General features: G+C 69.0%; 20 protein-coding genes and 3 pseudogenes. 10 read left to right on the top strand and 13 right to left on the bottom strand.

What is annotated here, in order from left to right; all coding sequences use genetic code 11:
* Nucleotides 1–77: 77 nt before the first annotated feature.
* Nucleotides 78–644, bottom strand: a complete 567-nt coding sequence (locus OO54_RS26900; RefSeq protein WP_051787208.1) for a hypothetical protein — start codon at nt 642–644, stop codon at nt 78–80.
* A gap of 235 nt (nt 645–879) precedes the next feature.
* Nucleotides 880–1,263, bottom strand: coding sequence for a hypothetical protein (locus OO54_RS26895; RefSeq protein ID WP_033207347.1), 384 nt, complete (start codon nt 1,261–1,263; stop codon nt 880–882).
* 180 nt (nt 1,264–1,443) lie between these two features.
* Here OO54_RS26895 and OO54_RS26890 point away from each other — a divergent pair, with 180 nt between their 5' ends.
* The 3 genes from OO54_RS26890 to OO54_RS26880 all read left to right on the top strand — a co-directional run bounded on the left by OO54_RS26890 (nt 1,444) and on the right by OO54_RS26880 (nt 3,162).
* Nucleotides 1,444–1,665: a hypothetical protein gene (locus OO54_RS26890; RefSeq protein WP_033207345.1), complete on the top strand. Its 222-nt coding sequence runs from the start codon at nt 1,444–1,446 to the stop codon at nt 1,663–1,665.
* Nucleotides 1,666–1,959: 294 nt separating this feature from the next.
* On the top strand, nt 1,960–2,736 hold the full coding sequence (locus OO54_RS26885) for a MerR family transcriptional regulator (protein ID WP_033207343.1): 777 nt from the start codon (nt 1,960–1,962) through the stop codon (nt 2,734–2,736).
* A gap of 48 nt (nt 2,737–2,784) precedes the next feature.
* Nucleotides 2,785–3,162, top strand: coding sequence for a YnfA family protein (locus OO54_RS26880; protein WP_051787207.1), 378 nt, complete (start codon nt 2,785–2,787; stop codon nt 3,160–3,162).
* 39 nt (nt 3,163–3,201) lie between these two features.
* Here the strand turns inward: OO54_RS26880 and OO54_RS41720 are convergent.
* A pseudogene (locus OO54_RS41720) lies at nt 3,202–3,929 on the bottom strand (cation efflux transmembrane domain-containing protein).
* 40 nt (nt 3,930–3,969) lie between these two features.
* On the opposite strand from OO54_RS41720, the pseudogene OO54_RS41715 reads away from it, so the two are divergent.
* Nucleotides 3,970–4,422: pseudogene (locus OO54_RS41715) on the top strand (MarR family winged helix-turn-helix transcriptional regulator).
* Nucleotides 4,423–4,448: 26 nt separating this feature from the next.
* Here OO54_RS41715 and OO54_RS26865 read toward each other — a convergent pair.
* A complete protein-coding gene (locus OO54_RS26865; protein WP_063738331.1) occupies nt 4,449–5,171 on the bottom strand; it encodes a response regulator in 723 nt (240 codons plus the stop codon).
* A 567-nt stretch (nt 5,172–5,738) separates the two neighbouring features.
* Between OO54_RS26865 and OO54_RS26860 the strand changes: the two genes are divergently transcribed.
* Nucleotides 5,739–7,043, top strand: a complete 1,305-nt coding sequence (locus OO54_RS26860; protein ID WP_033207420.1) for a flavin-containing monooxygenase — start codon at nt 5,739–5,741, stop codon at nt 7,041–7,043.
* A gap of 83 nt (nt 7,044–7,126) precedes the next feature.
* Here the strand turns inward: OO54_RS26860 and OO54_RS26855 are convergent, their stop codons facing one another.
* The 7 genes from OO54_RS26855 to OO54_RS26825 form a co-directional block, all read right to left on the bottom strand.
* A complete protein-coding gene (locus OO54_RS26855; protein WP_234439442.1) occupies nt 7,127–8,242 on the bottom strand; it encodes a tryptophan dimethylallyltransferase family protein in 1,116 nt (371 codons plus the stop codon).
* Nucleotides 8,243–8,466: 224 nt separating this feature from the next.
* Nucleotides 8,467–9,828 (bottom strand): cytochrome P450, encoded by a 1,362-nt coding sequence (locus OO54_RS26850; protein WP_033207342.1) that lies wholly within the window; start codon nt 9,826–9,828, stop codon nt 8,467–8,469.
* Between the two features lie 5 nt (nt 9,829–9,833).
* The gene (locus tag OO54_RS26845) at nt 9,834–10,436 is read right to left on the bottom strand and encodes a GTP-binding protein (RefSeq protein WP_033207340.1); all 603 of its coding nucleotides are present in this window, start codon (nt 10,434–10,436) and stop codon (nt 9,834–9,836) included.
* Nucleotides 10,411–10,788 (bottom strand): DUF742 domain-containing protein, encoded by a 378-nt coding sequence (locus OO54_RS26840; RefSeq protein ID WP_033207338.1) that lies wholly within the window; start codon nt 10,786–10,788, stop codon nt 10,411–10,413. The genes OO54_RS26845 and OO54_RS26840 overlap by 26 nt, the downstream gene beginning before the upstream one ends.
* Nucleotides 10,785–11,186 (bottom strand): roadblock/LC7 domain-containing protein, encoded by a 402-nt coding sequence (locus OO54_RS26835; protein WP_033207336.1) that lies wholly within the window; start codon nt 11,184–11,186, stop codon nt 10,785–10,787. The genes OO54_RS26840 and OO54_RS26835 overlap by 4 nt, the downstream gene beginning before the upstream one ends.
* A complete protein-coding gene (locus OO54_RS26830; RefSeq protein ID WP_033207334.1) occupies nt 11,183–12,349 on the bottom strand; it encodes a sensor histidine kinase in 1,167 nt (388 codons plus the stop codon). The genes OO54_RS26835 and OO54_RS26830 overlap by 4 nt, the downstream gene beginning before the upstream one ends.
* 753 nt (nt 12,350–13,102) lie before the next feature.
* The gene (locus OO54_RS26825; protein ID WP_033207332.1) at nt 13,103–13,504 is read right to left on the bottom strand and encodes a toprim domain-containing protein; all 402 of its coding nucleotides are present in this window, start codon (nt 13,502–13,504) and stop codon (nt 13,103–13,105) included.
* Between the two features lie 109 nt (nt 13,505–13,613).
* On the opposite strand from OO54_RS26825, the pseudogene OO54_RS47540 reads away from it, so the two are divergent.
* Nucleotides 13,614–13,973 (top strand): annotated as a pseudogene (locus OO54_RS47540) (transposase); the annotation flags it as partial.
* 443 nt (nt 13,974–14,416) lie between these two features.
* On the opposite strand, the gene OO54_RS26820 reads toward OO54_RS47540, so the two are convergent.
* Together OO54_RS26820 and OO54_RS26810 are read right to left on the bottom strand one after the other, a co-directional pair.
* A complete protein-coding gene (locus OO54_RS26820) occupies nt 14,417–14,962 on the bottom strand; it encodes a flavoprotein (protein WP_033207331.1) in 546 nt (181 codons plus the stop codon).
* Between the two features lie 710 nt (nt 14,963–15,672).
* Entirely contained in the window at nt 15,673–16,644 is a 972-nt protein-coding gene (locus OO54_RS26810; protein WP_051787205.1) for an ADP-ribosylglycohydrolase family protein, read from the bottom strand.
* Nucleotides 16,645–17,012: 368 nt separating this feature from the next.
* Between OO54_RS26810 and OO54_RS26805 the strand changes: the two genes are divergently transcribed.
* The 4 genes from OO54_RS26805 (at nt 17,013) to OO54_RS43880 (ending at nt 20,448) form a co-directional block, all read left to right on the top strand.
* Nucleotides 17,013–17,690, top strand: a complete 678-nt coding sequence (locus OO54_RS26805) for a hypothetical protein (protein WP_033207327.1) — start codon at nt 17,013–17,015, stop codon at nt 17,688–17,690.
* Between the two features lie 513 nt (nt 17,691–18,203).
* A complete protein-coding gene (locus OO54_RS45945; RefSeq protein WP_157856516.1) occupies nt 18,204–18,536 on the top strand; it encodes a hypothetical protein in 333 nt (110 codons plus the stop codon).
* Nucleotides 18,537–18,601: 65 nt separating this feature from the next.
* Nucleotides 18,602–19,498: an RNA polymerase sigma factor gene (locus tag OO54_RS42540; RefSeq protein ID WP_157856515.1), complete on the top strand. Its 897-nt coding sequence runs from the start codon at nt 18,602–18,604 to the stop codon at nt 19,496–19,498.
* Between the two features lie 533 nt (nt 19,499–20,031).
* On the top strand, nt 20,032–20,448 hold the full coding sequence (locus OO54_RS43880; protein ID WP_078905362.1) for an SsgA family sporulation/cell division regulator: 417 nt from the start codon (nt 20,032–20,034) through the stop codon (nt 20,446–20,448).
* Nucleotides 20,449–21,601: the final 1,153 nt, after the last annotated feature.

The following is a 21,601-nucleotide window of genomic DNA, read 5'->3' as shown; positions in this document are numbered from 1 at the left end:
TCGGTGGTGATCGGAAGCAGCCGCTGCCCGACAGACGTGGAAATGTCGGCGAGCAGTGCGTGCGGTCCAGTCTCGTCTCAGGGGCCGACGGCGCGGACGCGGTCGGGTGAGAGATGTAGTTCGTACGGGCAGCAGCAGTCGGAGCAGAGCGTGGCGACGAGGGTGCCGCAGGTGCACAGTTGGTTCATTCCGCCGGTCGGTGTTGCTCCGCAGCAAGCGGGGGACGCGTGGTGGTACTCCAGGCCGTGGGCGTCGTCGGGGTTGATGACGATGTTGCCGCGCGGGCCTTGCGACACGAGGTATTGCCCGTGCTCGTTGCTTATCGTCCCGTAGCGGGGCATCGCCTGTGCAGGGACTTCGGAGGCCACCAGGGGTGCACCGTATGGTTCGGTCTCGATGGCGTAGCGGCCTGACGGGACAGTCGGCGGGGATGGGCCGGGCTCCTCGGCGTTCCACCACTCGTAGTACGGCGCCTCGGGAACTGCGGGCAGTCGAATGAGGGGGCCCGTCAGAGGGACTTCGCACGTCGCGCACACGAAGACCACTGCTTCGGCTTCCGTGGCGCCGTCGGCGGCGGGGGCGCGGTGTTGGGGCGCTGCCTTGCCGGTGTCCTGGTCCTGATCCTGGTCTCGTTGGTCGTGCATGCGCTGACCGTACGTGGCGTGTTGCCTGGTTTTGCAGCCACCCCGCCAGGGCACACGCGGCTGTCGCCTCACGTCAGGCGATCACGTGTTGCTGAAACGGACGGCAGCCGTTTGCCGCTTCGGGAGGTATCCGAGCGCTTCTGGAAATCGAGCTGCGTGTTGAGCCGTGTGACGGCTCCCGGCACGGTGCGCCGGTAGAGCGCCGGGGTATGAGGGCGCGCCTCCTGAGGGGTCCTCACGCGCGGAGCAGTGTGGCGAGGGATGCAGCGGTTTCCGTCGGGTCCGGGGGCAGGGTGATCGTGGCGTCGGCGTGGCTCCATGTGGCCAGCCAGGCGTCCTGTGGCCGTCCGATCAGGAGGAGGACCGGTGGGCACTGGAAGACTTCGTTCTTGATCTGTCGGCAGACGCCTATGCCGCCGGCGGGGACTGCTTCGCCGTCCAGCACGCAGGCGTCGAATCGGGTCGTGTCCAGTGCCAGCAGGACCGCGGGAAGGGTCGCGCATTCGACGAACGTGACCGGCGGGATGTCGGGCGCGGGGCTGCGGCCGACGGCCAGCCGGATCTGTGCCCGGGTGTCGGCGTCGCTGCTGTAGAGGAGGACCGAGACGGATGACGGCATCGTTTCTCCCTCCCGGCTTGCACGGCCTGACGTGGTGGACCGCGACCCGGGCCTGCCCGATTGCCGACCACCTGTATGTTCAAAATTGCATAAATGGGGTATTTCTGCATGTTCGACACTAACCGGGTGCCTGTTCGTTCCGTACGGCAGGCACGCGACGTCACACGGCGGTGAGAAGCGATGACCGAATGCAAGCCCCCTGACTACCGCACCGGTCATCACGGCCGGCACTGGACACACTCACTGCGATGCGCGCAGAAGGCCGGAGCCGTCATCGTCACCGACGAGACCGAGGAGCCGGTTGCCTACGCCCACGAAGACTCCGGACCCGGCCGCTTCAGGCCGTGGATCACCCAGACAGGCTCCCGCTACGACAGCCACGACGTACACCCCGAGTGGTAACAACCCGAGGTAACCAGCAGCCGCCCCGACCGTCCGCCTCACCGCAGGAACACACCCGCTTCGAACCGCAACACGACCGAGGAAGAGGAAGGCGAAGCGGGTCGTGGAGTTCCTGAAGGCCACCTGGCCTGCTCTTCCAGCCGCACGCGGGACGGTGTGCGGTGTGGCGGATGCCCGGCAAGGTGCCCGGCGGGGGCCCTCGTACCGGCGCCACGGCGGTCGCCGCCCTGGCGCCGACGAGCGCGCGGGTTCCGGCTTGACCTTCGACCTGGGGCGAAGGTCTACCGTCGAGGTATGAGCACGATGAGGATCTCCCAGCTCGCTGAATGCTCCGGCGTGCCGGCGACCACCCTGCGCTTCTACGAGGGAGCCGGACTCCTGCCGGCGGACCGGACCCCGGCCGGCTACCGGGCGTATGGCGAGGACGCGGTCGAGCGACTCGCGTTCATCGGTGCGGCCAAGCACCTCGGGCTGCCGTTGAAGGAGATCGGCGAGTTGCTGGCGGTGTGGGAGGCCGGTGCCTGCCGGGACGTGAAAGCCGACCTGCGGCCGCGGATTGCCGCCCGCCTGGCCGAGGCCGGGGCTCGCGCCGCCGAGCTGGATGCGTTCACTGCCTCCCTGCACACCGCCCTGGAGCATCTGGACGCGCTTCCCGATCGTGCGAGCCCCTGTGATCCTGAGTGCGGCTGCCTTGACCCGGCGGCTCCGACCGCTGTCGGCATGCAGTCGGTGGACGTGATGCTCGTGTCCAGCCGCCGGGCCGCCGAGGCGGAGGGGTGGCGGACGGCCCCAGTGGCCTGCGCCCTGACCCGCGAAGGCCTGCGCCAGCGGACCGCCCAATGGCGCGAGGCGGTCGACGGCGCCGTGCGGACTGCGGTGGTCGACGGGCTACGCCTGACCATGCCCGTCGACCGGACGGTGCGGGTGGCGGAACTGGCGGCGGCCGAGCAGCAGTGCTGCCCGTTCTTCGACTTCCGGCTCCTCCTCGACGGCCCGCGCCTGCACCTGGAAGTCCGCGCGCCGGCCGACGGTGCCGGACTGATCAGCGACCTGTTCGACCCCGCCGCATGACCGCGCCCTCCCCTTCCCGCCGCTCCCCTGCTCCAGAGATTCCCTGCCGTGCTCGTCGCCCGATCCATCGGCCTGTTCGCCGTCGCCGCCCTGTTCGAGATCGGGGGCGCTTGGCTGGTCTGGCAGGGCATCCGCGAGCACAAGGGATGGGTCTGGATCGGCGCAGGCGTCATCGCACTCGGTTTGTACGGGGTGGTGGCAACCTTCCAGTCCGATGACGACTTCGGCCGGATCCTCGCCGCGTACGGCGGCATTTTCGTCGCCGGGTCGATCGCGTGGGGCATGGTCGCCGACGGCTACCGCCCCGATCGCTTGGACATCATCGGCGCGCTGGTCTGCCTTGCCGGAATGGCGGTCATCATGTACGCCCCCGCGGCCACTGAACGCCGCGCCAATCAGCCACAAACCCCGCACCCAGCCCGCTGATGATGGCGGTCTCGGCGCACGGACGGGGTTGCGCGAGGCTCACGAACAGCGTCTGCAGCCCGGCTTGCGGCCGCACGCGTCCCCCTTGGCTGCGGCGGCCCCGGCGGGGACAGAGGCGTGGGGGGCGCGCAGCAGCCTTGGCCCTGCCAGGCATTGTGGCCTTCCTCGATCGCGATGGCGGCGATGACGAGGGCGGCGATGGGGTCGGCCCAGGACCAGTCGAGGGTGGCGTTGAGTACGAGGCCGAGGAGGAGGACGGCGGAGAGGCAGGTGCACGGCAGGGTCTGCTTGGAGTCGGCGACCGCGGAGGCGGATCAGAGTTCGCGGCCCGCGCGGTGCTGGGCGGCGGAGAGGAAGGGCATGATCGCCAGGGACAAAGCTGCGATGACGATGCCGGGCATCGAGCGGTCGGCTTCGCCGGAGCCGGCCAGGGCTCGGACGGCGTCGATGCTCACGTGGGCGGCGAGGGCGAAGAAGGAGACGGCGATGATCCGCAGGGTGGTCTTCTCCCGTGCCTCGCGCACGGCGTGGCTCGCGCGGAGAACTGCCAGGTGACCGCCGCGGCGGAGGACACCTCAATCACGGGGTCCAGCCCGAAGCCGACCAACGCGGTGGAGGAGGCGATCGTGCCTGCGGTGATCGCGACGACGGCCTCGATGACGTTGTAGGTGATGGTCGCGGCGGGCGAGCGCGTCGCGGCGGGCGAGCGCGTCGCGGCGGGCCGGGGACGGCCCGAGGGTATTGCGGTCAGCGCTGACCGAAGCCACCACCGATCAGGCACCGGCAAACCCGGCCGCCACCGGTGACATGCCGGCCACTCGGCCCGGCCGTCGCCCGGCATCTGCGTGACGCCATGGCCAGGATCGACGTCACGCAGCCGCAGTGCTGGGTGCTCAACCGTGTGAACGGCGGTCCCACGGCACCGAACCGTGAGGAAGTCGTCGTGCAGCTGACACACCTCGCCGATGGGCCGCACGAAATCACAGGGTCGTCGCTCGGTTGCTCCAGCGCGGATGGCTCCGGATCGACGACGGGCAGCGCCTGCACCTCACGGATGCCGGGGAGAGCGTCAGAGTGCAGCTCCGTGAGCCGGCGACCGAGGTGCGCGCCGTGGTCCACCAGGGAATCAGCGACGAGGAGTACGTGGCCGCGCTCAAGGTCCTGCGCACGATGGTGGCCGATGTCGAGGGCGGCGGGACCCCGGGTAATCCGTCCCGACACTCCAGCGCGACTTCGCGATCTTGTGCTGGAGCCGGGTGAGAACGGCAACGGCCACGGCGTGATCATCAAGGGTTGTGCGGAGCGTGGGCGTAGCGTTCGCATCGTCCAGGGGCGGCGTCCGGAGGCCGGCGTGCGGGGGTGGCCAGACCCGCTTCGTACGCGGCGATGACCAGGTGGACCCGGTCGCGGGCGCCAAGCTTGGTGAGCAGGTTCCTGACATGCGTCTTGACGGTGCCCGGGCCGATGCCGAGGTGGTCGGCGAGCTCGGCGTTGGACAGTCCGCGCCCGACGAGGGCGAGCACCTCGTGCTCCCGTGCGGTGAGGCCGACGAGTTCCGGTGCCGGCGGAGCGTGGGCGGGGCCCGGGCGTCCGGCGAACTCCGCGATGAGGCGGCGTGTGACGGCGGGCGCGATCAGGGCGTCGCCGGCCGCGACCACGCGCAGAGCGGTGAGGAACCCGTCGAGGTCGGTGTCCTTGACGAGGAAGCCGCTGGCCCCAGCCCGCAGCGAGGCGTGGACGTGGGTGTCGGTGTCGAAGGTGGTGAGGACGACGAATCGGACATTCAGGGATTCAACGGTGATCATCCGGGTAGCCTCGATGCCGTCCATGCCGGGCATCCGGATGTCCATGACGACGACATCGGGGGCCAGTTCCCTGGCCAGGGCGACGGCCTGAGTTCCGGTCGCCGCCTCGCCGACGACGGCGAGGCCGGGGGTCGCGTCGACGACCATCCGCAGGCCGGCACAGACCAGCGGCTGGTCGTCGGCGAGGAGGACGCGGATCGTCACAAGGCCGCCTCACCGGGGCCGGGACGGACTGCCCGATGGGGCCGGGCGGTCGGATCCATCGGGACCGTCGCGTCGGTCGGCATGGTCGAGACCAGCGAGGCCACCGGGTCCGGCGGGACCGTCGGGTCCTGCGGATCGAGTGGCAGGGCACAGTCCTCCGGGTGTGCTCGCGCGGTCGTGCGGGCCGGGCACGCCAGTGTGGTCATCCTCCGGGAACACCCCAGCTTGTTCGACCGGTGGACCTTGGAGGCGCCCCTCAGTCATCACCACAGCCTTCACCGAGCTCGCAGCATGGGCGATACCCTCCTCCCTGCTCCCCCGGACCACACCCCCGGCACTGCAGCGGCTGATCCCTGGTGTCGTCCTCGCCGTCACCCTCGCCACCCCGACACTGGTCCTTCCCCCGCAGCGGCGGCTCGCGGGGAGACAGCCGGTCTGGCCGCCGAGCTGCTCGGCGGGGTGCGGTGGGTGTGACGGGAGCCTCGGGGTGTTGCGAGTGTGAGGCGGGGGGCGGGTGGGAAGTGAAAGATCATTCGAGTGGAGAGTGTTCGTTCTGTGGGAGAAACCTTGAGTGTGTGCGTGATCGGTGCGGGGCTGTCGGGGCTGGCGACCGCACACGCTCTGGCGGTCAAGGGGATCGATTTCGTCTGTCTCGAGCGGGCGGTCGATGTCGGCGGGATCTGGCGGCAGCCGGGAGCCGGTGAGCCGGGGCCCGGGTACCAGTCGCTGCATCTGAACACCGCGAAGCAGCTCACGGGGTACACCGAGTTCCCGATGCCCGACGCGTACCCCCTTTATCCCCGGCACAGCGAGGTCGCGGCCTATCTGCGGTCCTTCGCCGAATGGGCGGGGGTGTCGGACCGCATCGAGTTCGGCGTCGAGGTCGTGTCGGTGCGGCAAGAGGGTGACGATGCGTCGTGGACGGTCGTCAGCCGAGGGGCGGACGGGACGCTGGATTCGCGGCGGTTCGCTCATGTCATCGTCGCCTCGGGGCACAACACGGTGCCGACGCTGCCGAAGCCCGCGCCGCCCGGTTCCGACGGGTTCGCCGGCAGGATTCTGCATTCCGTGGACTACCAGGACGGGGCCGACTTCGCCGGGCAGCGCGTCGTCGTCGTGGGTCTGGGCGCGTCGGCGGTGGACATCGCCACGGACCTCTCCCGGCATGCCGCGCGCACCGTGCTCTCGGTGCGTCGGGGGCTGCACATCGTTCCCAAGCAGCTCTACGGCATGTCGGTGGACGAGATGGCCGAGGTGTCGTGGTTCACCGCCATGTCCCTGCCCGAACAGATCGAATTCGCCGAGAGGGCTCTGCAGGTCGCGCGGGGCAGACTGTCCGACTACGGCCTGCCCGAGCCGGACCACCCGCTCTTCTCCTCCCCCGTGACCATCTCGGACGAGATCCTCAGCCGGATACGCCACGGCGCGGTGCACCCCAGACCGGGGATCGACCGCCTCGACGGCATGCGGGTGGTCTTCACCGACGGGACCTCGGAGGAGGCCGACGCGATCGTCTACTGCACCGGCTACCAAATGGACTTCCCGTTCCTGCCCGAAGGGTGCCCGGCCGGGCCGGGCGGGTCGGTCGAGCTGTACCGGCGGGTCGTCGCTCCTGGCCGCCCCGGTCTGTACTTCGTCGGCTTGGTCCGTCCGATGGGCGCCATCACGCGGCTCGTGGAGGGCCAGACGCATTGGGTCGCGCGCATCATCAGTGGCGAGGTCGTCCTGCCGGATGCGGGCGCGATGCGCGAGGAGATCGACGCGTACCTGAGGGGCATCGCCAAGCGTTACGGCACGGCGGCGGGCGGCTCCTCCATACAGGTCGACGTCGGTCCCTACCTCAAGGAGATGCGAGGGCTCCAGACCGTCTGAAGACGTGGCCAGGCCCTGTGACCGGCCCCAACGATGGGGGCTCTCGGTGGATCTCCACCGAGAGCCCCGTCGCAGGGGCGTCGTCAGACCCCCGCCGCTGCGCGGCGCGGCAGTTTCATCGGCGGTCTGACGGCGTAGGCCTCCGACGAGAGGTACGCGGTCACCCGGGGCGGATGGCCCTGCTGGTGGACGAGTGCGATATAGGCGATGAGGCCCACTCCGTCCTTGGGCCGCCTCGTGGTGAGGGCGGGCAGCGACCGGACCAGAGGGAGGGGATCCATGCCGTGGCCCCGCAGGACGTCCACTGCTCGGTCGAGGACCTCCCTGTCGTCGCGGGCATAGTCGCGGACCGGAATGTGGAGGGTGAAGCCGCTGGGGCGGCCGGTCTCCGCCTCGGTGAAGGAGTGGCAGGACAGGCCGGGCCGCCGGTCGAGGTCGTCGGTGGCGGCGGCGGCCCGGAAGAACTCCTGGATCTCCGCCGGCCCCGGGCCGGAGCCCGTACGGGACAGGTTGCCCGCCTCAGAGGCCGACAGGTCGAGGTGCCGGGTGTAGACCTTCACCCTCGGTGTCTCCCAGTGGCCCAGGTCCAGGGCGAGGAAGGGGTGGCCGTCCGCCTTCGGCAGCGCCTTGTACGCCTTTTTGTGCCCGAGTCTGCGCAGGGCCTTCCGTAGGGTCTTGGTGGAACGTTTCGCCCCTGACGCGGCCGGGTTCAGGTACACCTTGACCTTGGGCACGCCGCCGGGCAGTAGTTCCAGTGCGATCCATAGCGCCAGCGGACCCTTCGGCTGGGGTGGGAAGAAGAGGTCCTCGATCTCGTCGAGCCGCTCGGTGGAGAAGTCCCAGCGCCGGGCCATGGCGCGGACGACGTCCAGGCCGATCCGGCCGTTCTGCGCCCGGGTGTCAGCGGCGTAGCCCGGCTCTACCAGCACACGCAGTGCCGGGGCCCGGCCGGGGCTGAAGGAGAGCGAGTACTCGACGGGGGTGTGGTCGTCCGAGAGGAAGGTCCGCGTCGGCGGCGGCAGGGCCAGCGACCGCTCGGCGGCCGGGCCCAGCGCCTCGACCAGGGTGTGCGCATACGTCTCCGTGTCGGCCGGAGAGAGCCCTACGACGTCGCAGAGACGTACCAACTGGGCCCGGGTGAAGGCGCCGAGAGTGCCGGAGCGCGGATCCGGGAGGATGTCGAGCGGCAAGCCGGTCACCGGCACCCCACCAGAAAGTCGGGTGTGCATGAAGATACCCGCCGACGAGGGCGGGTATCCCGGTGCGCACCGACACAAGTCGGTGGCTGTGCCATAGCGGTGTCGGTGGATATGTGGTCCACGACATCTCCTCTACCTCATACGCAACATTGATGCCGAGTCGATCACTACCCTCGTGATCGAATGGTCATGCAGAGGTATGGAGTCTACGGAGGACTTGTGGATCAGCTGGTGAGCCAGGACAGGAATTGGCTCCAGCGGCCCTTCCGTTCTCCCTTGCCCTCCCCGCCGGTCCGGTCGCCGAACTGTGCACTGGACGGGGTGACGCTCGTGTCGGGCCGCGTGTCGCCGTGTCCTGGTGTCGGGAGGGGGGTGAACTTGGCGGGCAGCGTGGCCAGGGCCCGGTTGAAGGGGCCGGGACGCCAGATCAGGCTGTCCTCCGGTACGGCGAGTTCGACGTCCGGCAGCCGGTTGAGCAGGTGCTCGATGGCCGTGACGGTGATGTGCCGGGCCGGCTCCTTGGACGGGCAGCCGTGCAGGCCCGCGCTCCACGCCAGGTGGGACCGGTTGCTGCCGGTGGTGCGGGCGGCTGTCAGGGCGGGGCTTGAGTTGGCGGCGGCAAAGCTCACCAGCATCAGGTCCCCTGCCTGCACCTTCTCGCCCGCGAACTCCATGTCCCTGGCCGGGTAGTGGGGCGCGTAGTTCGATATAGGCGGGTTGTCCCACAGCGTGTCGTCGAGCGCCTCGTCGATCAGGCCACCGCCATCGGCGTAGCGGTCGTCGGTGAGCAGCCGGTGCAGGGTGTTGCCGAGGAGGTTGCGCAGCGGTTCGGCGCCCGCGCCGAGGAGCAGGGCGAGCTGGTGGACCATCTCCTCGTCGCTCAGCTTGGCGTGGTGCTGCATCAGCCAGGACGTGACGTCGTCGCCCGGCCGGCTCCGCTTGAGCGTGACCAGTTCCTGCACGGCCCCGAACAGCACTGCGGTCGCCTTCTCGGCGTTCACCCCGTCGAACATCCCCGTGATGCCGAAGAGCACCCGGTCGCCGATGCCGGCCGGGCAGCCGAAGAGTTCGTTGAAGACGAACAGCGGGAGCTGCTTGGCGTAGTCGCCGAGCAGGTCGGCGGACCCGCGGGAGCCGAACTGGGAGATCAGGTAGTCCGAGATCCGCTCGGTGTTCCGGGCCAGCCGTTGTGAGTCGATCCGGGCCATGCTGTCCGTGATCGCCTGGCGCAGCCGCAGGTGCTCGCCGCCGTCGCTGAACATGCAGTTCTGCCTGTAGGCGAGGAGGGGCGCGACGGGGCTGTCGTGCGGGACCCGGCCCTCGTTGAAGTCCCGCCACAGACGCGCGTCCTTGCGGAAGGACGCGGAGTCCTGGAGTAGCTGGAGCGCTGTGGCGTAGTCGGTGACGAGGGTGGCGTCCACCCCGGGGGCGAGCTCCACGGGCGCGGTGGGCCCGTAGTGGCGCATGTACGCGTAGTACGCCTGCGGGTCCGCGGCGAACTCCGGTCCGTACAGCGGGATCCGGGCGCCGGAGGCGTGGGCGGGGCAGCCGGGCGGGGGCACCGGGGCGGGGGTCTGGGTGTCCATGTCGGCTACTGCTCCTGTCGGGCGCGGTCCAGCAAGAAGCGGACCAGGGTGGTGAGTGCGTCGGCGGACGACTTCTCGTCGCGCGCGTCGCAGGTGACGACGGGGGTGTCGTCGAGCAGGTCCAACGCCTCGCGCAGCGCCGCTTCGTCCCGCAAGGGCGTGCCGTCGAAGTGGTTGACGGCGATGGCGTATTCCAGCCCGTACTGCTCGATCAGGTCGATGACTCCGAAGGAGTCCGCGAGCCGCTCGGGATCGACGAGGACCAGCGCGCCGAGGGCCCCGCGCGCGATGTCCTCCCACATCTGCACGAACCGCTGCTGACCGGGGGTGCCGAACAGGTACAGCACGATGCGGTCGCTGATGGTCAGCCGGCCGAAGTCCATGGCCACGGTGGTGGTGGTCTTGCTCCGGACGCCTTTGAGGTCGTCGACGTGCTCGGCGGCCTGAGTCATCCGCTCCTCGGTGGTCAGCGGCTCGATCTCGGAGATCGAGCCGATGAACGTGGTCTTGCCCACCGCGAAGTGCCCGACGACGAGGATCTTCACCGGGATCTGCGAAGCGCCGTCGCGTACGTAGTCCTGCTTACCCAAACTTGGCGCGGAGACCATTCAGCACCTCCTCCAGGATCTCCCGGTCAGCGAGGGCGGCTCGGCGTACCGGGGAGCGGGTGATGAGGTAGCCGCCCTCGGCCAGGGCGGCGAGGAGGATCTTCACCACGCCGAGCGGCAGCCGGGTGTGGCCGGCGATCTCGGCGACCGACAGGTAGCCGGCGGAGCACATGTCGATCAGCCGCTGCTCCTCGGGGGAGAGCCGGGTGGGCCGCTGGCCCTCCTCCGGTGCCACCGTCACCAGCGTGATCAGGGAGAGCTGCTCCTCGTCGGGCAGGCCGCGTCCCTTGGTGATGACGTACGGTCGGACCAGCTCGGCGGCCTCCGGCTCCCACTCATCGCGTCCCGTCATGAGTGCGTGCCGAGGTTCTCGCGCGGCGGCGTCATCAGTACCTTGCCGAGCTGGCCCACGAGTTGCTGCATCCGGAAGGTGATGTCTGCCATGTCGACGTCCGGGGACGCGGAGAGGCCGAGGTAGGCACCCTCACCGGCGGAGATCAGGAAGACCCAGCCGCCGTCGAACTCGACCAGGGTCTGCCGCCACCGCGCACTCGGGTCCTCGCAGAAGAAGGCGAGCGAGCGGCTCAGCGACTGCACACCGCTCATCGCGGCCGCGACACGGTCGGCGTTGTCCTTGCCGTAGCCGTTCGACCTGGCCATCAGCAGGCCGTCGGCGGATATCAGGACCGCGTGCAGGGCACCGGGAATCTCCAGGGCGCTGTCGAGCATCCATGACAGATCGTCGTTCACGAGACCTCATGTCCTTCGCTGCTTGCACGAGATGTGCCGCTCGTGCGGTCCGGCGCCTCCGGGAAGGAGGCCCGGCCGGACTCCGTGCCTCGTTGGAAGGCACCCATGATCGCCGCCGCTTCGGCGTCGGAGCGGCTCGGAGCCTGTGCGGGTGTATTGCTGGGCACGATGGCCATGGGCCGCTTGCGGCGCCGCCTCGGCAGGCCGTCGTCGGTCGGGGAGGTCGCGAGCACGGCTTCGGGCCCTCCCGGGTTCGGTGCGCTGGGAGTGATCACGGGCGGCGCCGTGGGCTTCTGTACCGGCACGCTGGTGAGCAGCTCGTGCGGCAGCAGGACGACCGCTCGGACCCCGCCGTAGGGCGAGGACGAGTCCACGGACACCTCGAAGCCGAAGCGCTCGGAGAGCACGCCGATCACCGCGAAGCCGAACTGCGGCGGGTTGCCGAGTCCGGAGACGCCGGTGACGCGGTTACTGGAGAGCAGTCGCTCGGCGCGAGCTCGTTCCTCGTCGCTCATGCCGACGCCCGCGTCGTCGACGACGATGCACACGCCCTTGGGCACGGTGCGGGTGTTGATCTCGACGACGGTGTCCGGGCTGGAGTAGCTGGTGGCGTTGTCGAGGAGCTCGGCGAGCGCCAGCGCCACTGGTTCGACGACTCGGCTGGTGAGGCCGAAGTCGACGCGCGAGAGGATCTCCACGCGACGGAAGTGCCGGATCCGGCCCTGGGCGCTGCGGATCACGTCGTACACGGACGCCACGTCGCGGTGGCGGCCGAGCCAGCCGTCGCACAGCACGGCGATGGACTGCGCGCGCCGGCCGAACTGCGAGTTGGTGTGGTCGATCTCAAGCAGGTCCTGGAGCATGGCGGACTCGCCGTACTTGCTCTGCAGTCGCGAGACGACCAGCTGCTGTTCGGCGGCGAGGCCCTGGAGCGTCCGCATCGCGGACTTCAGGACTGTCTTCGTCGCTTCCTCGGCCTGGTCCTGCGCCGCCTCGACGGACTGCGTGTAGTGGTTCTCCAGGTCGGAGTAATGGCTCCGGAGCCCGTCGATCTGCTGCTTCAACGCCTGGGCCGCCTTGCGCTGGCGGACGATAACGGCGATGGCGACAAGAACGAGGACCAACAGAGCCCACAGCATCGGGTTCTGTATGTATTCCGTCATAAGACTCTCTTCAGGCGGCCGATGGCCAGTGACTGAATTCCCGTCAATGCGGTGCCCCGGCGAACCGTCCGCGTCGGGACGCCTGCGCGGAACACCTCTGAAGTCGGAGGTGTTGTTCTGCGCTCATCCGCCCGCCCCGCTTGCGCCGAGATCGTATCACTGTGCGATCAAGTGACTGTCCGTCAATAGACAGGCTGACCAGACAAGTCGGACGGTACGGGATGGGCTCCCGCTCCACGGAGCCGGGCCGGTCGGCCGGAAATCCACCGGTGGAGGCGCGTCGCCCCAGGTCACGGGCACAGGCGGACCCTTCCGACGGCATCCCGCCATTCTCGAACGACCTGGAGGGGACGCACCATGAACCGCGCCACTCGGCCAATGCGCATGCCGACCGAGCCGGACGTCCCGCTGAAGAGCCGGGGCGAGGTGGCGAAGCCTTCCTACGCAGGACTCGGCGACCCGCTCCCGACGGCCCACCGGCGCGGCCCGCGCTGTGGGCGGGCGAGCAGACCGCGGGATGCCGGCGCCGACAGCCGAAGGGCTCCCGAACCGTCCGCATCGCCTCGGCCGGTAAGGGGCAGGATAAAAACGGCCTCGACGCGGACGGGTGGTCAAGCACGCGCGGCTGATTCACTTCAGCCGAACCGCGACAGCCGGCCCCATGCGGGAGGGGCCACGCCTGCGGACTGCCTCCACCCCTCACGGGTAGCCGGACGGTTCCATGTCAGGCGGTGGGCTTCAGGCGCTCCAGGATCATCGCGTAGAGGTCTGAAATGTCCTTCGGCATGGGTACTCACCGGCGAACGCGGCACCCTTTCGGGGCTCGCTCCGTCCCTTGCCGACCCGGCTCAGGAGCTCAGGGTCCAACCGCTTGAGGTGAGCCTCCGACTCGCCTGCCATCGAGCCGTCGTTCCCAAAGACATCATCGACGCCGAACACCCCGTGCGCTGCCCAGAACTCCTTCCATGCATCACATTCCACGCTGCCCGGTTCCGCGGCAGAGAAGGACCCATGATCCTTCAACTGCTGGTACAGATCGCTTGTGGGGTGCAGAGCGGGGCCGTCCGCGATGGCTGCCCACGGGATGCTGAAGGCATCCAAGAACTCGACATGGCGACCGAACGCTTTGTCTCCCCCGACGTCGATCAAGGCCATGCTGGCACCGCTGGGCGGATTGCCACTCCCTTCCCACCATGTTCCCAGGGCGCTGACCTCGGCCGATGAGCAGGTTGCCCGCAGGTTCGGGGTCGGGCGTGGTGGCTGAGTCCGGGTGCCTCGCCTCGGACCGGGACGGCCCCGCATCCGGCCCGATCACGTCCTGGGAGACAAGGGCTGCAGCTCGAAGGCCATCCGCAACTGGCTCCGCCGCCGGGGCATCACCCATACGATTCCCGAGCGGGCCGACCAGGTCCGCAACCGGGCCCGGCGGGGCAGCCGCGGAGGCCGCCCGCCGGCCTTCGACCCCGAGGTCTACAAGCCCCGCAACGTCGTCGAACGCTGCTTCAAATGCCTCAAGCAATGGCGCGGCATCGCCACCCGCTACGACAAGACCGCCGAGTCCTACGAAGCAGCCGTCACCCTCGCCTCGCTCCTGATGTGGGCGTGGCATTTGACGACAGAACCCAGCCCGACCGGACTCACCACGCCCCGACAATGCCGGCCACCCTGCGGGCGCGGGATGCGAGGCGGGGCATCCCCACACGGTCGGGGAGCAGCTGTGGTGAGTGCGGTGGTAAGCCCGCACAGGCACGGTGAGCCCGCCCGGCAGCACTCACCACACACCACAGCGGCCACAGCGGCCACAGCGCTCACGGCCCCAACCCCACGCGCACAGGCAGCAGAGTCCCCTCCCCCGCCCCACTGACCACGCCCCGGAGTGGTCCCCGCACAGCAGGGAGCAATCGGTACCGGCCACGCAGCCGATCCGGACCAGGGAGTCATCCCGCCAGACGGGGAGCAGCAGGACGACACCGAGGTGCAGGTGACCGACGAGGGGTCATCACCTGCGTCAGCCCATCGGGAAGTTCGATCGCCACATCGGGGTCGTACGGCTGGCCAGTGACTGAGTTACGGGCGCGGCACGAGTTGGTCCACCGTGTCGAGCGCCACCCGCCACGGGTAGGCCGCCGGGTCGTCCTGGCCCGGCTGGTTCGGCATGAAGCCGTTGTCGCCGTAGAGCATCGTCACTCCGGCGCCGCGGAGGGTCTCGACCGACAGGTCGAACTGCGGGTGCTGCACGTGGGCCGTGTTCACGCACGGCACGGCCACGGTCGGGATGCCCTTGCCGATCGCCTGTGCGACGACCCCGAGGACGAACCGGTCGGTCAGGCCAAGCGCCCACGCGTTGACGCTGTTGAAGGTGGTGGGCGCGAAGAGGATTGCGTCTGCCTTCGGCCATACGTCGGGCTCGCCGGGCAGTTGGTAGTCCCAGCGGACCGGGTTTCCGGTGAGTGCGGCCAAGCCGTCGAGCGATTCCGCCAGCCAGCGGGCAGCGGTAGGGGTGAGGCCGAGGCAGACGTCCCAGCCGTCGGCCTGCGCGTCCTCGATGACGTGGGCGACGTCGAAGAGGGGCGGGGCTGCCGAGGCGAACAGGTACAGGGTCCGAGTGCTCATGACGTCCGACCCTACGCAACCGCCGCCGGTCCGGGCGGAGCCAGGGGTGGGGTCGGGGTGGAGGCGAGCGCCGTTCCAGGCGACGCGTCAGGAACGCGAGGCAGGCAGGATGCCGTCGTGCACCGGCTATCTGCCCGCAACCCGCGTCGAAGAGCGGCGTCGCCTTGCCCGGCCAGCGCGGCCAGAACCGGCCGGCCGGCTGCCGTACTCCCCCGGCCTACTGCGTCAGGTCGAATACGGCGCCCGGCCGACCACCACTGATCTCCATGCAGCCGCGCGTGCGCTCCGGCTCGACGTCATCGTGCTGACAGGACCGTCTTACGCGACCCAGCTTCATCAGGGTGGGCCGACGAGCAGGTCCAGAGTTGTTCCCGAGGCCCCCCGCGTGCGCAGAAAGCACCGTGCCCGGGCGTCGAGCTTCGCTCCTGGGCCTCGAGGTGCGTCCTCCCGGGCCGCGGTGATGGGGTGAGGAGTCGGCCGTTCCGCTGAATCCGTGCACGCTGATGCTGGTGAGCAGGCGGTCACGACCGACAGCGTCCTCGGGGAGCTCGGCGGCAGGATCCGTCCACTCCTTGAGTGGTTCGGAGAAGGAGTCGTCGACCCCGTGGTCGGCCAGACGGTAGAAGCTGCCCTTCCCGGTCTGGAGGCGGATGGACTGGATGGCGTTGAAGCCCATCCTGTCCTGCCGGAAGGCCTCCAGCCGCACCCGCTCAGGCCCAGTGCGGGGTTGACCACACCTGTCTCTTCGACAGCCCCTCTCCGAGGCGGTCTGCAAGGTGGAGCAGGTCTGCCATGTGCAGCACTCGTCCATCGAATCCTGGGAGGGGGACATGCAGCGGCTGCGTCCAGTGGGCGGGGATTGCAGCCAGCCCGTAGTACGCCCCTGCGAGGCCTCCGGTCACCGCGGCGACGGTGTCCGTGTCACCGCCGAGGTCGATTGCCGCACGTATCGCGTCTTCGAAGTCGGCGGTGGTGCGCAGGGCCCAGACAGCGGAGCCCAGACAGGGCCAGACGGCACCGTTGAACTCGGTCGCCTGATCGGGGTGCCAGTCGGACGCGAGGACCACGGAGTAGCGGTGGCGGTGGTCAGGGTGGATTAGAGCCAGGACGTCCGGGAGCGCGGCGAGGGGGTCGGCGTCCTCGAGCGTGACGCGGATGAGTTCGTGGAAGATCGCGGTGCCTTCCCAGGCCGCGCGGTCCCCATGGGTGAGGGCAGCGATACGACGGGCCGCGTCCATGGTGGCTTCTTGGCCGGCGGCCGCGAAGTGGACAGCGGAGGTCGATGCCCGCATCAAGGAGCCGTTTCCCGCTGCTCGCTGGTTGACTTGGAAATGGATGGCAGCGGCGAGGTCCCAGGGCATGCCATTGGTCAGGACGTCTTCGGTCTGCAGGCCGATGTCCTTCGGTTCTGACGCTGCCCACCGCTGGAAGCGGGCGAAGATGTCCGGCAGATCGAGTCCGCCCCGCTCCAGCAGGGATTCCGCGACCAGGACGGCCATCTGCGTGTCGTCGGTGGCCTCGCCGGGGTCCCAGCCACCGCCTCCGCTCATCTCGCTACCCGCACCTGGTGCGGGAAACCGCGCGGAGAACGCTCCCGGGGGACCGAACTCGAAGGGGCCGCCCAGAGCGTCACCCACCGCTGAGCCGACGACCGCGCCAGCGGCCCGCTGGATCCGCTTCATTCACGCAGGTTATCTGCGTTGCGCCGACAGCCGCGCGGGCCTATTCCTTCTTCGGTTCCCGAACCAGATCGTCGCCCGCACAAGCGACGTGAAGGAACTCTGAGCTCTGAGCTCTGAAGGGGCCGACGACCGATCCTCGGTTGCCGGCCTCATCTCGTAGTTCAGAGAAGGCGTCGTTGCCCCCCCGTGGCCGGCCAGAAGGCAGAAGCTGCCCTTCCCGTCTTGGTGGCGAGGTTCTCCAGGGCTATCGGCAGCTGCGGATATTCAGACGTGCGGAACAGGGTCCTGGACCAGGTCAGAGCCGCTTCTGGGTACGGAGGCCGGCCCCAGGCACGCTCTCCTCACGGCTACTGGGTAGCGTCCACCGGGTGAATCTTCACCTCATCGACGATGTGCCCGACGGCCTGACCCGACGAGCGCGGTCCTTTGTCGCCGTGCATGGCGTCAAGGTCGACGTTCGCCCCGTTGAGGGGCACAGGCAGTGGTGGCTTGAGCGGGACATCCCAGCAGCGGTGATCGATCGAATGGCGGCCTATCAAGAGCGATGGGGCGGTCTGCTCTTGCCACCCGCACCGCAGTACGACGGAGGCCCCAAGTACCTCGATCCGGACTCGCCCGAAGCAGACTCCGCCGGGTGGTGGTTCGAAGCCGGGATGCAGCGGACCGCAGTCCCCTACTCATTCATGATCAGTCCGTCTGGTGAGTTCGGTATCCATGCACAGAGGTGGGCGCCCCTCCACGCGACCATCGAGGGCTGGGTGGAAGCGCTCGCCTTGACTCACCACGCATCTAAGTGGGCAAAACAGATCACCAAGCTCGTCGGCGATGAGGTCGATGGCATCGAGCTGAACGGCTACGCGCCGGTGCGCGAGGTGATGGGCCTGGCAGACACCTGGTGGAGAGGACCCGACTCGCTGGTAGCCCTCTATAGCGGGGAGGCCACGGCACTCGACTTCCCCAGCGGCCGTATCGCAGTGATCTACTCCGGCCTCGATGAGTGGGGACTGCGGGGAGGAGTCGACGACGACGACTACCTCCTCCTCTAACCTCCTCACGGTTGCAGGCGGGCATGCACCGGGCAGTCCTTGCATCCGTCCGTACTCCGTGGTGTGCCAGGACTGCGATGCGGAGCTGGAGCACTGGGCAGTCCAGGCCCTGGTGAATGGCCGGTGCGCTGGGACATCGAGTCGACCCGTTCCACTTGTGGCTTTGCTGTAGCTGTGAGCGGTGACGCCGTACCGACAGAACGCCGGGACCAGATGCTCTTTGAGCATGGACCCGCGTCGCTGCAGGTGAGCACACCGCCGATGACGAGCATCGCCAGGTCGGTGCCTTCGTCTTCCTCACAGGGCAGGTCGCCGGCTGTGTCGCCGGGAGGGCCGGCAAGGTCGGTGACGAACTCTCGTACGGTGCGGCCGGGCAGTTCCGCGACGGGAGGCTCGATCTCGCGACCAGGCGTGAGGTGGCAAGCAGCTCCGTCCCTAGAGCCTCGACAACAGCATGCGACTCCACGACCGCGCCGAGCCGTCTGGATTCCCGCACATTCGAGGTGAAGAACCATGCGATCACGACCGCCCTTGGACCAGGGGCCTCTCCTCACCGTCCGCGCCACGCTCGTCTTTCTCCTGGGCTCGCTGGCAGGAGCCTGCGCCGGACTGCTCACCGCCCGCGAGGGAGCCACGCTCCCCTCCGCGTTGCTGACCGCCGCGGCCTCGTTCGCGGGAGCGGTGATGTTCTTCCGCACGCTCATCGGTGAGGCGTCCGGCGAGCCGTACAACGATCAGCCCGGTCATGATCACGTGCGGCCCGGGGAGGGCGAACACCCTGCGCCGTCACCGACCCGCCCGGCCTCCCGGCCCGGATCCCGGACTAATTCCCGCAATCCGCGTTAGACGGCCGGCCGCCCCTCCCCTAGTACTCGCGCACAGCCAGAACCTGGCGTGCACCAAGGAGACGCATGCACAACGATCAGCAGGACGGATCGTCGCCACCGCCGGCAGGAGACGTGTCGGAGGAACATCCCGCCGTCGGCGGCCATCCGCGCCCGCCCCTCTACTACACCAGAGCGGAGGCGAGCACCGAGGAGATCGCCCGCAGTGCCCGTGAAGCGGCCGCCGAGGACGCCGCGCGCGTGGCCGAGGACGCCGCCACGTACGAGATGCTGGCGAACGCGGACTTCAGCGGTGTCGTCTGGGACCTGATGGCCGACTCCTTGGCCGCCTACGCGTATCCGGTCGCGATGAACTGGCTCTACACCGGCCAGATCATCGGCCTGTGCGCGGCACGGCAACGCCCCGTACGCCGCACGCAGTACGACTGGGACGCGCTGCTGGCCGACCGCGACGAACGCGAAGAACTCGTGTGCGAGACCATCGCCCGCGCCCTGCGGGTCTTCCGTGAACACGCCCTGATCAAGGGGCGCTGGAAACCGGAAGGCGGAGCCTCGCTCAAGACCTACTTCATCGGCGCGGTCCTGGGCGAGTTCAGCACGGTCTACGACCGCTGGGCAAGGGAACGCTCCCGCAGACCACCCTGCGTCCCCGGCGGACTGGAGAGCGCGGCTCTTGTCCTGGCCGACCACCGACCCTCCACCGAGGACGAGATCATCGGACGCAGGGCCGTCCAGAGCTTCCTGGCCGACATCGCCGACGAGGACACACGCACGGCCGTGCTGCTGTCGATGATGGGCTACAGCAGGCAAGAGGTCGGCGAACACCTCAGCATGTCCGCAGCCGCCGTGACGATGCGCCTGTCACGCCTGCGCCGCAAACGCCCGCCTCATCAAAGCGGACCACCGCCCGCACCGCCCGCCGCATCCGGGAACCCGAGCAAGGACGGGGAAGACGCCGAATGAAACCCGAAGAGCTGACCACCACGACGGTGGCCGAGGCCATCGCACGAGTCCGCCTGCTCCGGTTGCGCGTACCGCCTTCCGCACGTGCCCGCATCGACTCCTGCATGAACGAACTCCACACCCTCTACACGAAGCTCGATCTGGAGGAGGACCTGGACCCCCTCGAGGTCCGGACCGCCGCCGGCATCGTGGGTTTCGTGGCGCAGCTGGAGCGCAGCAGCCTCGCCACCCCCGCGGCCACCCAGCTGAGATCGCGTACGGCCACCACCGCACTGCGGCGCATCGCGCAGCACGCCGATGCCCTCGGAAGCGAGGGAGCGGAGGAGGGAGCGGCGGAGATCATGCGGGGCGAGGCGGAGCAGAAGGCATCCCCGTCCGCGGGACCCGAGCGGCTCACCGCTCTGCGGGGCTTCCTGGAACGGCTCCATGCGCGCAAGGCTGCCCTCGAACGGCAGAAGCCGACGAAACCGGCGAGCGGATGGACCGTCCGCACCCACGGGAAGCCGGAGATCACCGAAGTGACGTGCAGCTTCATGCTCCGACTGGTCGTCTCCGACTGCTCCTCGCTCCCCGTACCCGCCGAGGCCGTCTACCGTGTCTCGGACCCCTACGCCGTCCAGATGACGTTCCACACCGGCGCGGAGGAAACCGTCCAGTGGGTCTTCTCGCGCGAACTGCTGACCGGAGGCGTCCGCACCCCCGTCGGCACCGGGGACGTACGTGTCTGGCCCTCCATGACAGGCAAGGGCACTGTGTGCATCGCTCTCAGCTCACCCGAGGGTGAAGCACTGATGCAGGCCCCGGCCGGTGCCTTCCAAGCATTCCTGCGGGCCACGCACAAAGCCGTCCCCCCAGGAACGGAACGCAAGCACGTCAATGTCGACGCCGCCTTCCCCGACAGCCCACCGCCGCCGGTGGACTCGCCGCGACGGAAGAACAACAACGCCTGACAAGAGCCGACGCCGAACCCGCGCGAAGGGCGGGTTCGGCATGTTCGTCAGCGCAGAGCCATGTGCGGGATACCGTTCGTTCCACACCCCCGGCTGTACGAGCTCTGCATGTACGCGGGGATCACGGGCGGACGGGACGGCGGCAGTGCTACGGCATGCGTGCAGGGCCGCTTCCCAAGGTGCGGCCCAGATCCAGGCCGGATCGTCCACCCGGATCTGGTCAGGGCCGCGCCGGGCGAGGCGGCGAAGTCCGCACCGCCCGTCCGGGGTGAGCAGGGCGTCGAAGCCCTGACGCCCGCCGAAGCGGCCGCGGGCCGCTCCGAGTGCGAGGACCGGCACCGAGTCCTACCGCCTCGCCCAGACCCCGGCCAAGCAGCAGTCGAAGAAGTAACCCTCATGGACGACCGGTCACCCCCTGATGTGGATCACGGCTACCGGCGACCTTGGCGATCGAGATAGTCGACCAGTTTCGCCTCGCTGCGACGCAGTCGAACAGACTCGTCCTCAGGCAGGGAGCTCAGTGCGTCAACGAGGACACGCGTTCGGGGAATACGGACCATCGCACCGGAGTAGATCCGGCACCCCGAGCACCACGCCAAGCCGACGCACCGCTCGAACATCGAGGACTCGGGCGGATAGAGACGGAACTGGTAGGAGCGGACTGCCGTCCCGCAGGTAATGCAGATTCGGCGATCGCCGTCCCTGACCGTGTCCCAGGTCGCGACCTTGACCCAGTGCTGCCGCCCGGCCGGTGCTCTTCAAGTCGTCATGCGCAGCATTCTCTCTCAAGGCCCATCAGCCCACCTCAACAGCCCCACAACTACCTTGGCTCGCCCTGCTGGGGCCGGAACCCGGAGCCACGTCAGGCCGGAACAAGCGCCGTTTCAACCACCGACGTGGGGCCCGCCCAGACCGAAGATTCCGGGGCCATTGCGCGCCGCTAACGCCACGCAGTCATCCCCGCGGGTTCAGGGAGCAGTCCTTGATCAGCAGGCCGCCCGGTGAACTTAAGGGGACGCCCCCGTCGGCGCGGGGAGGGGTCGCCGGATACAGCGATTCCTAATGCGGTCTGTCAAGCCGCGCGTGCGGTGGGTGGCGTGAGTTCGTATCTCCGTCCGTCGCGGAGGAGGGCCCAGAGGACGTTGACGCGGCG

This window comes from Streptomyces wedmorensis (assembly GCF_000716445.1).
GTDB classification, from domain to species: Bacteria; Actinomycetota; Actinomycetes; order Streptomycetales; family Streptomycetaceae; genus Streptomyces; species Streptomyces wedmorensis.
Note: the sequence above shows the minus strand (reverse complement) of the source record. Positions and strands in the feature narration are given on the sequence as shown.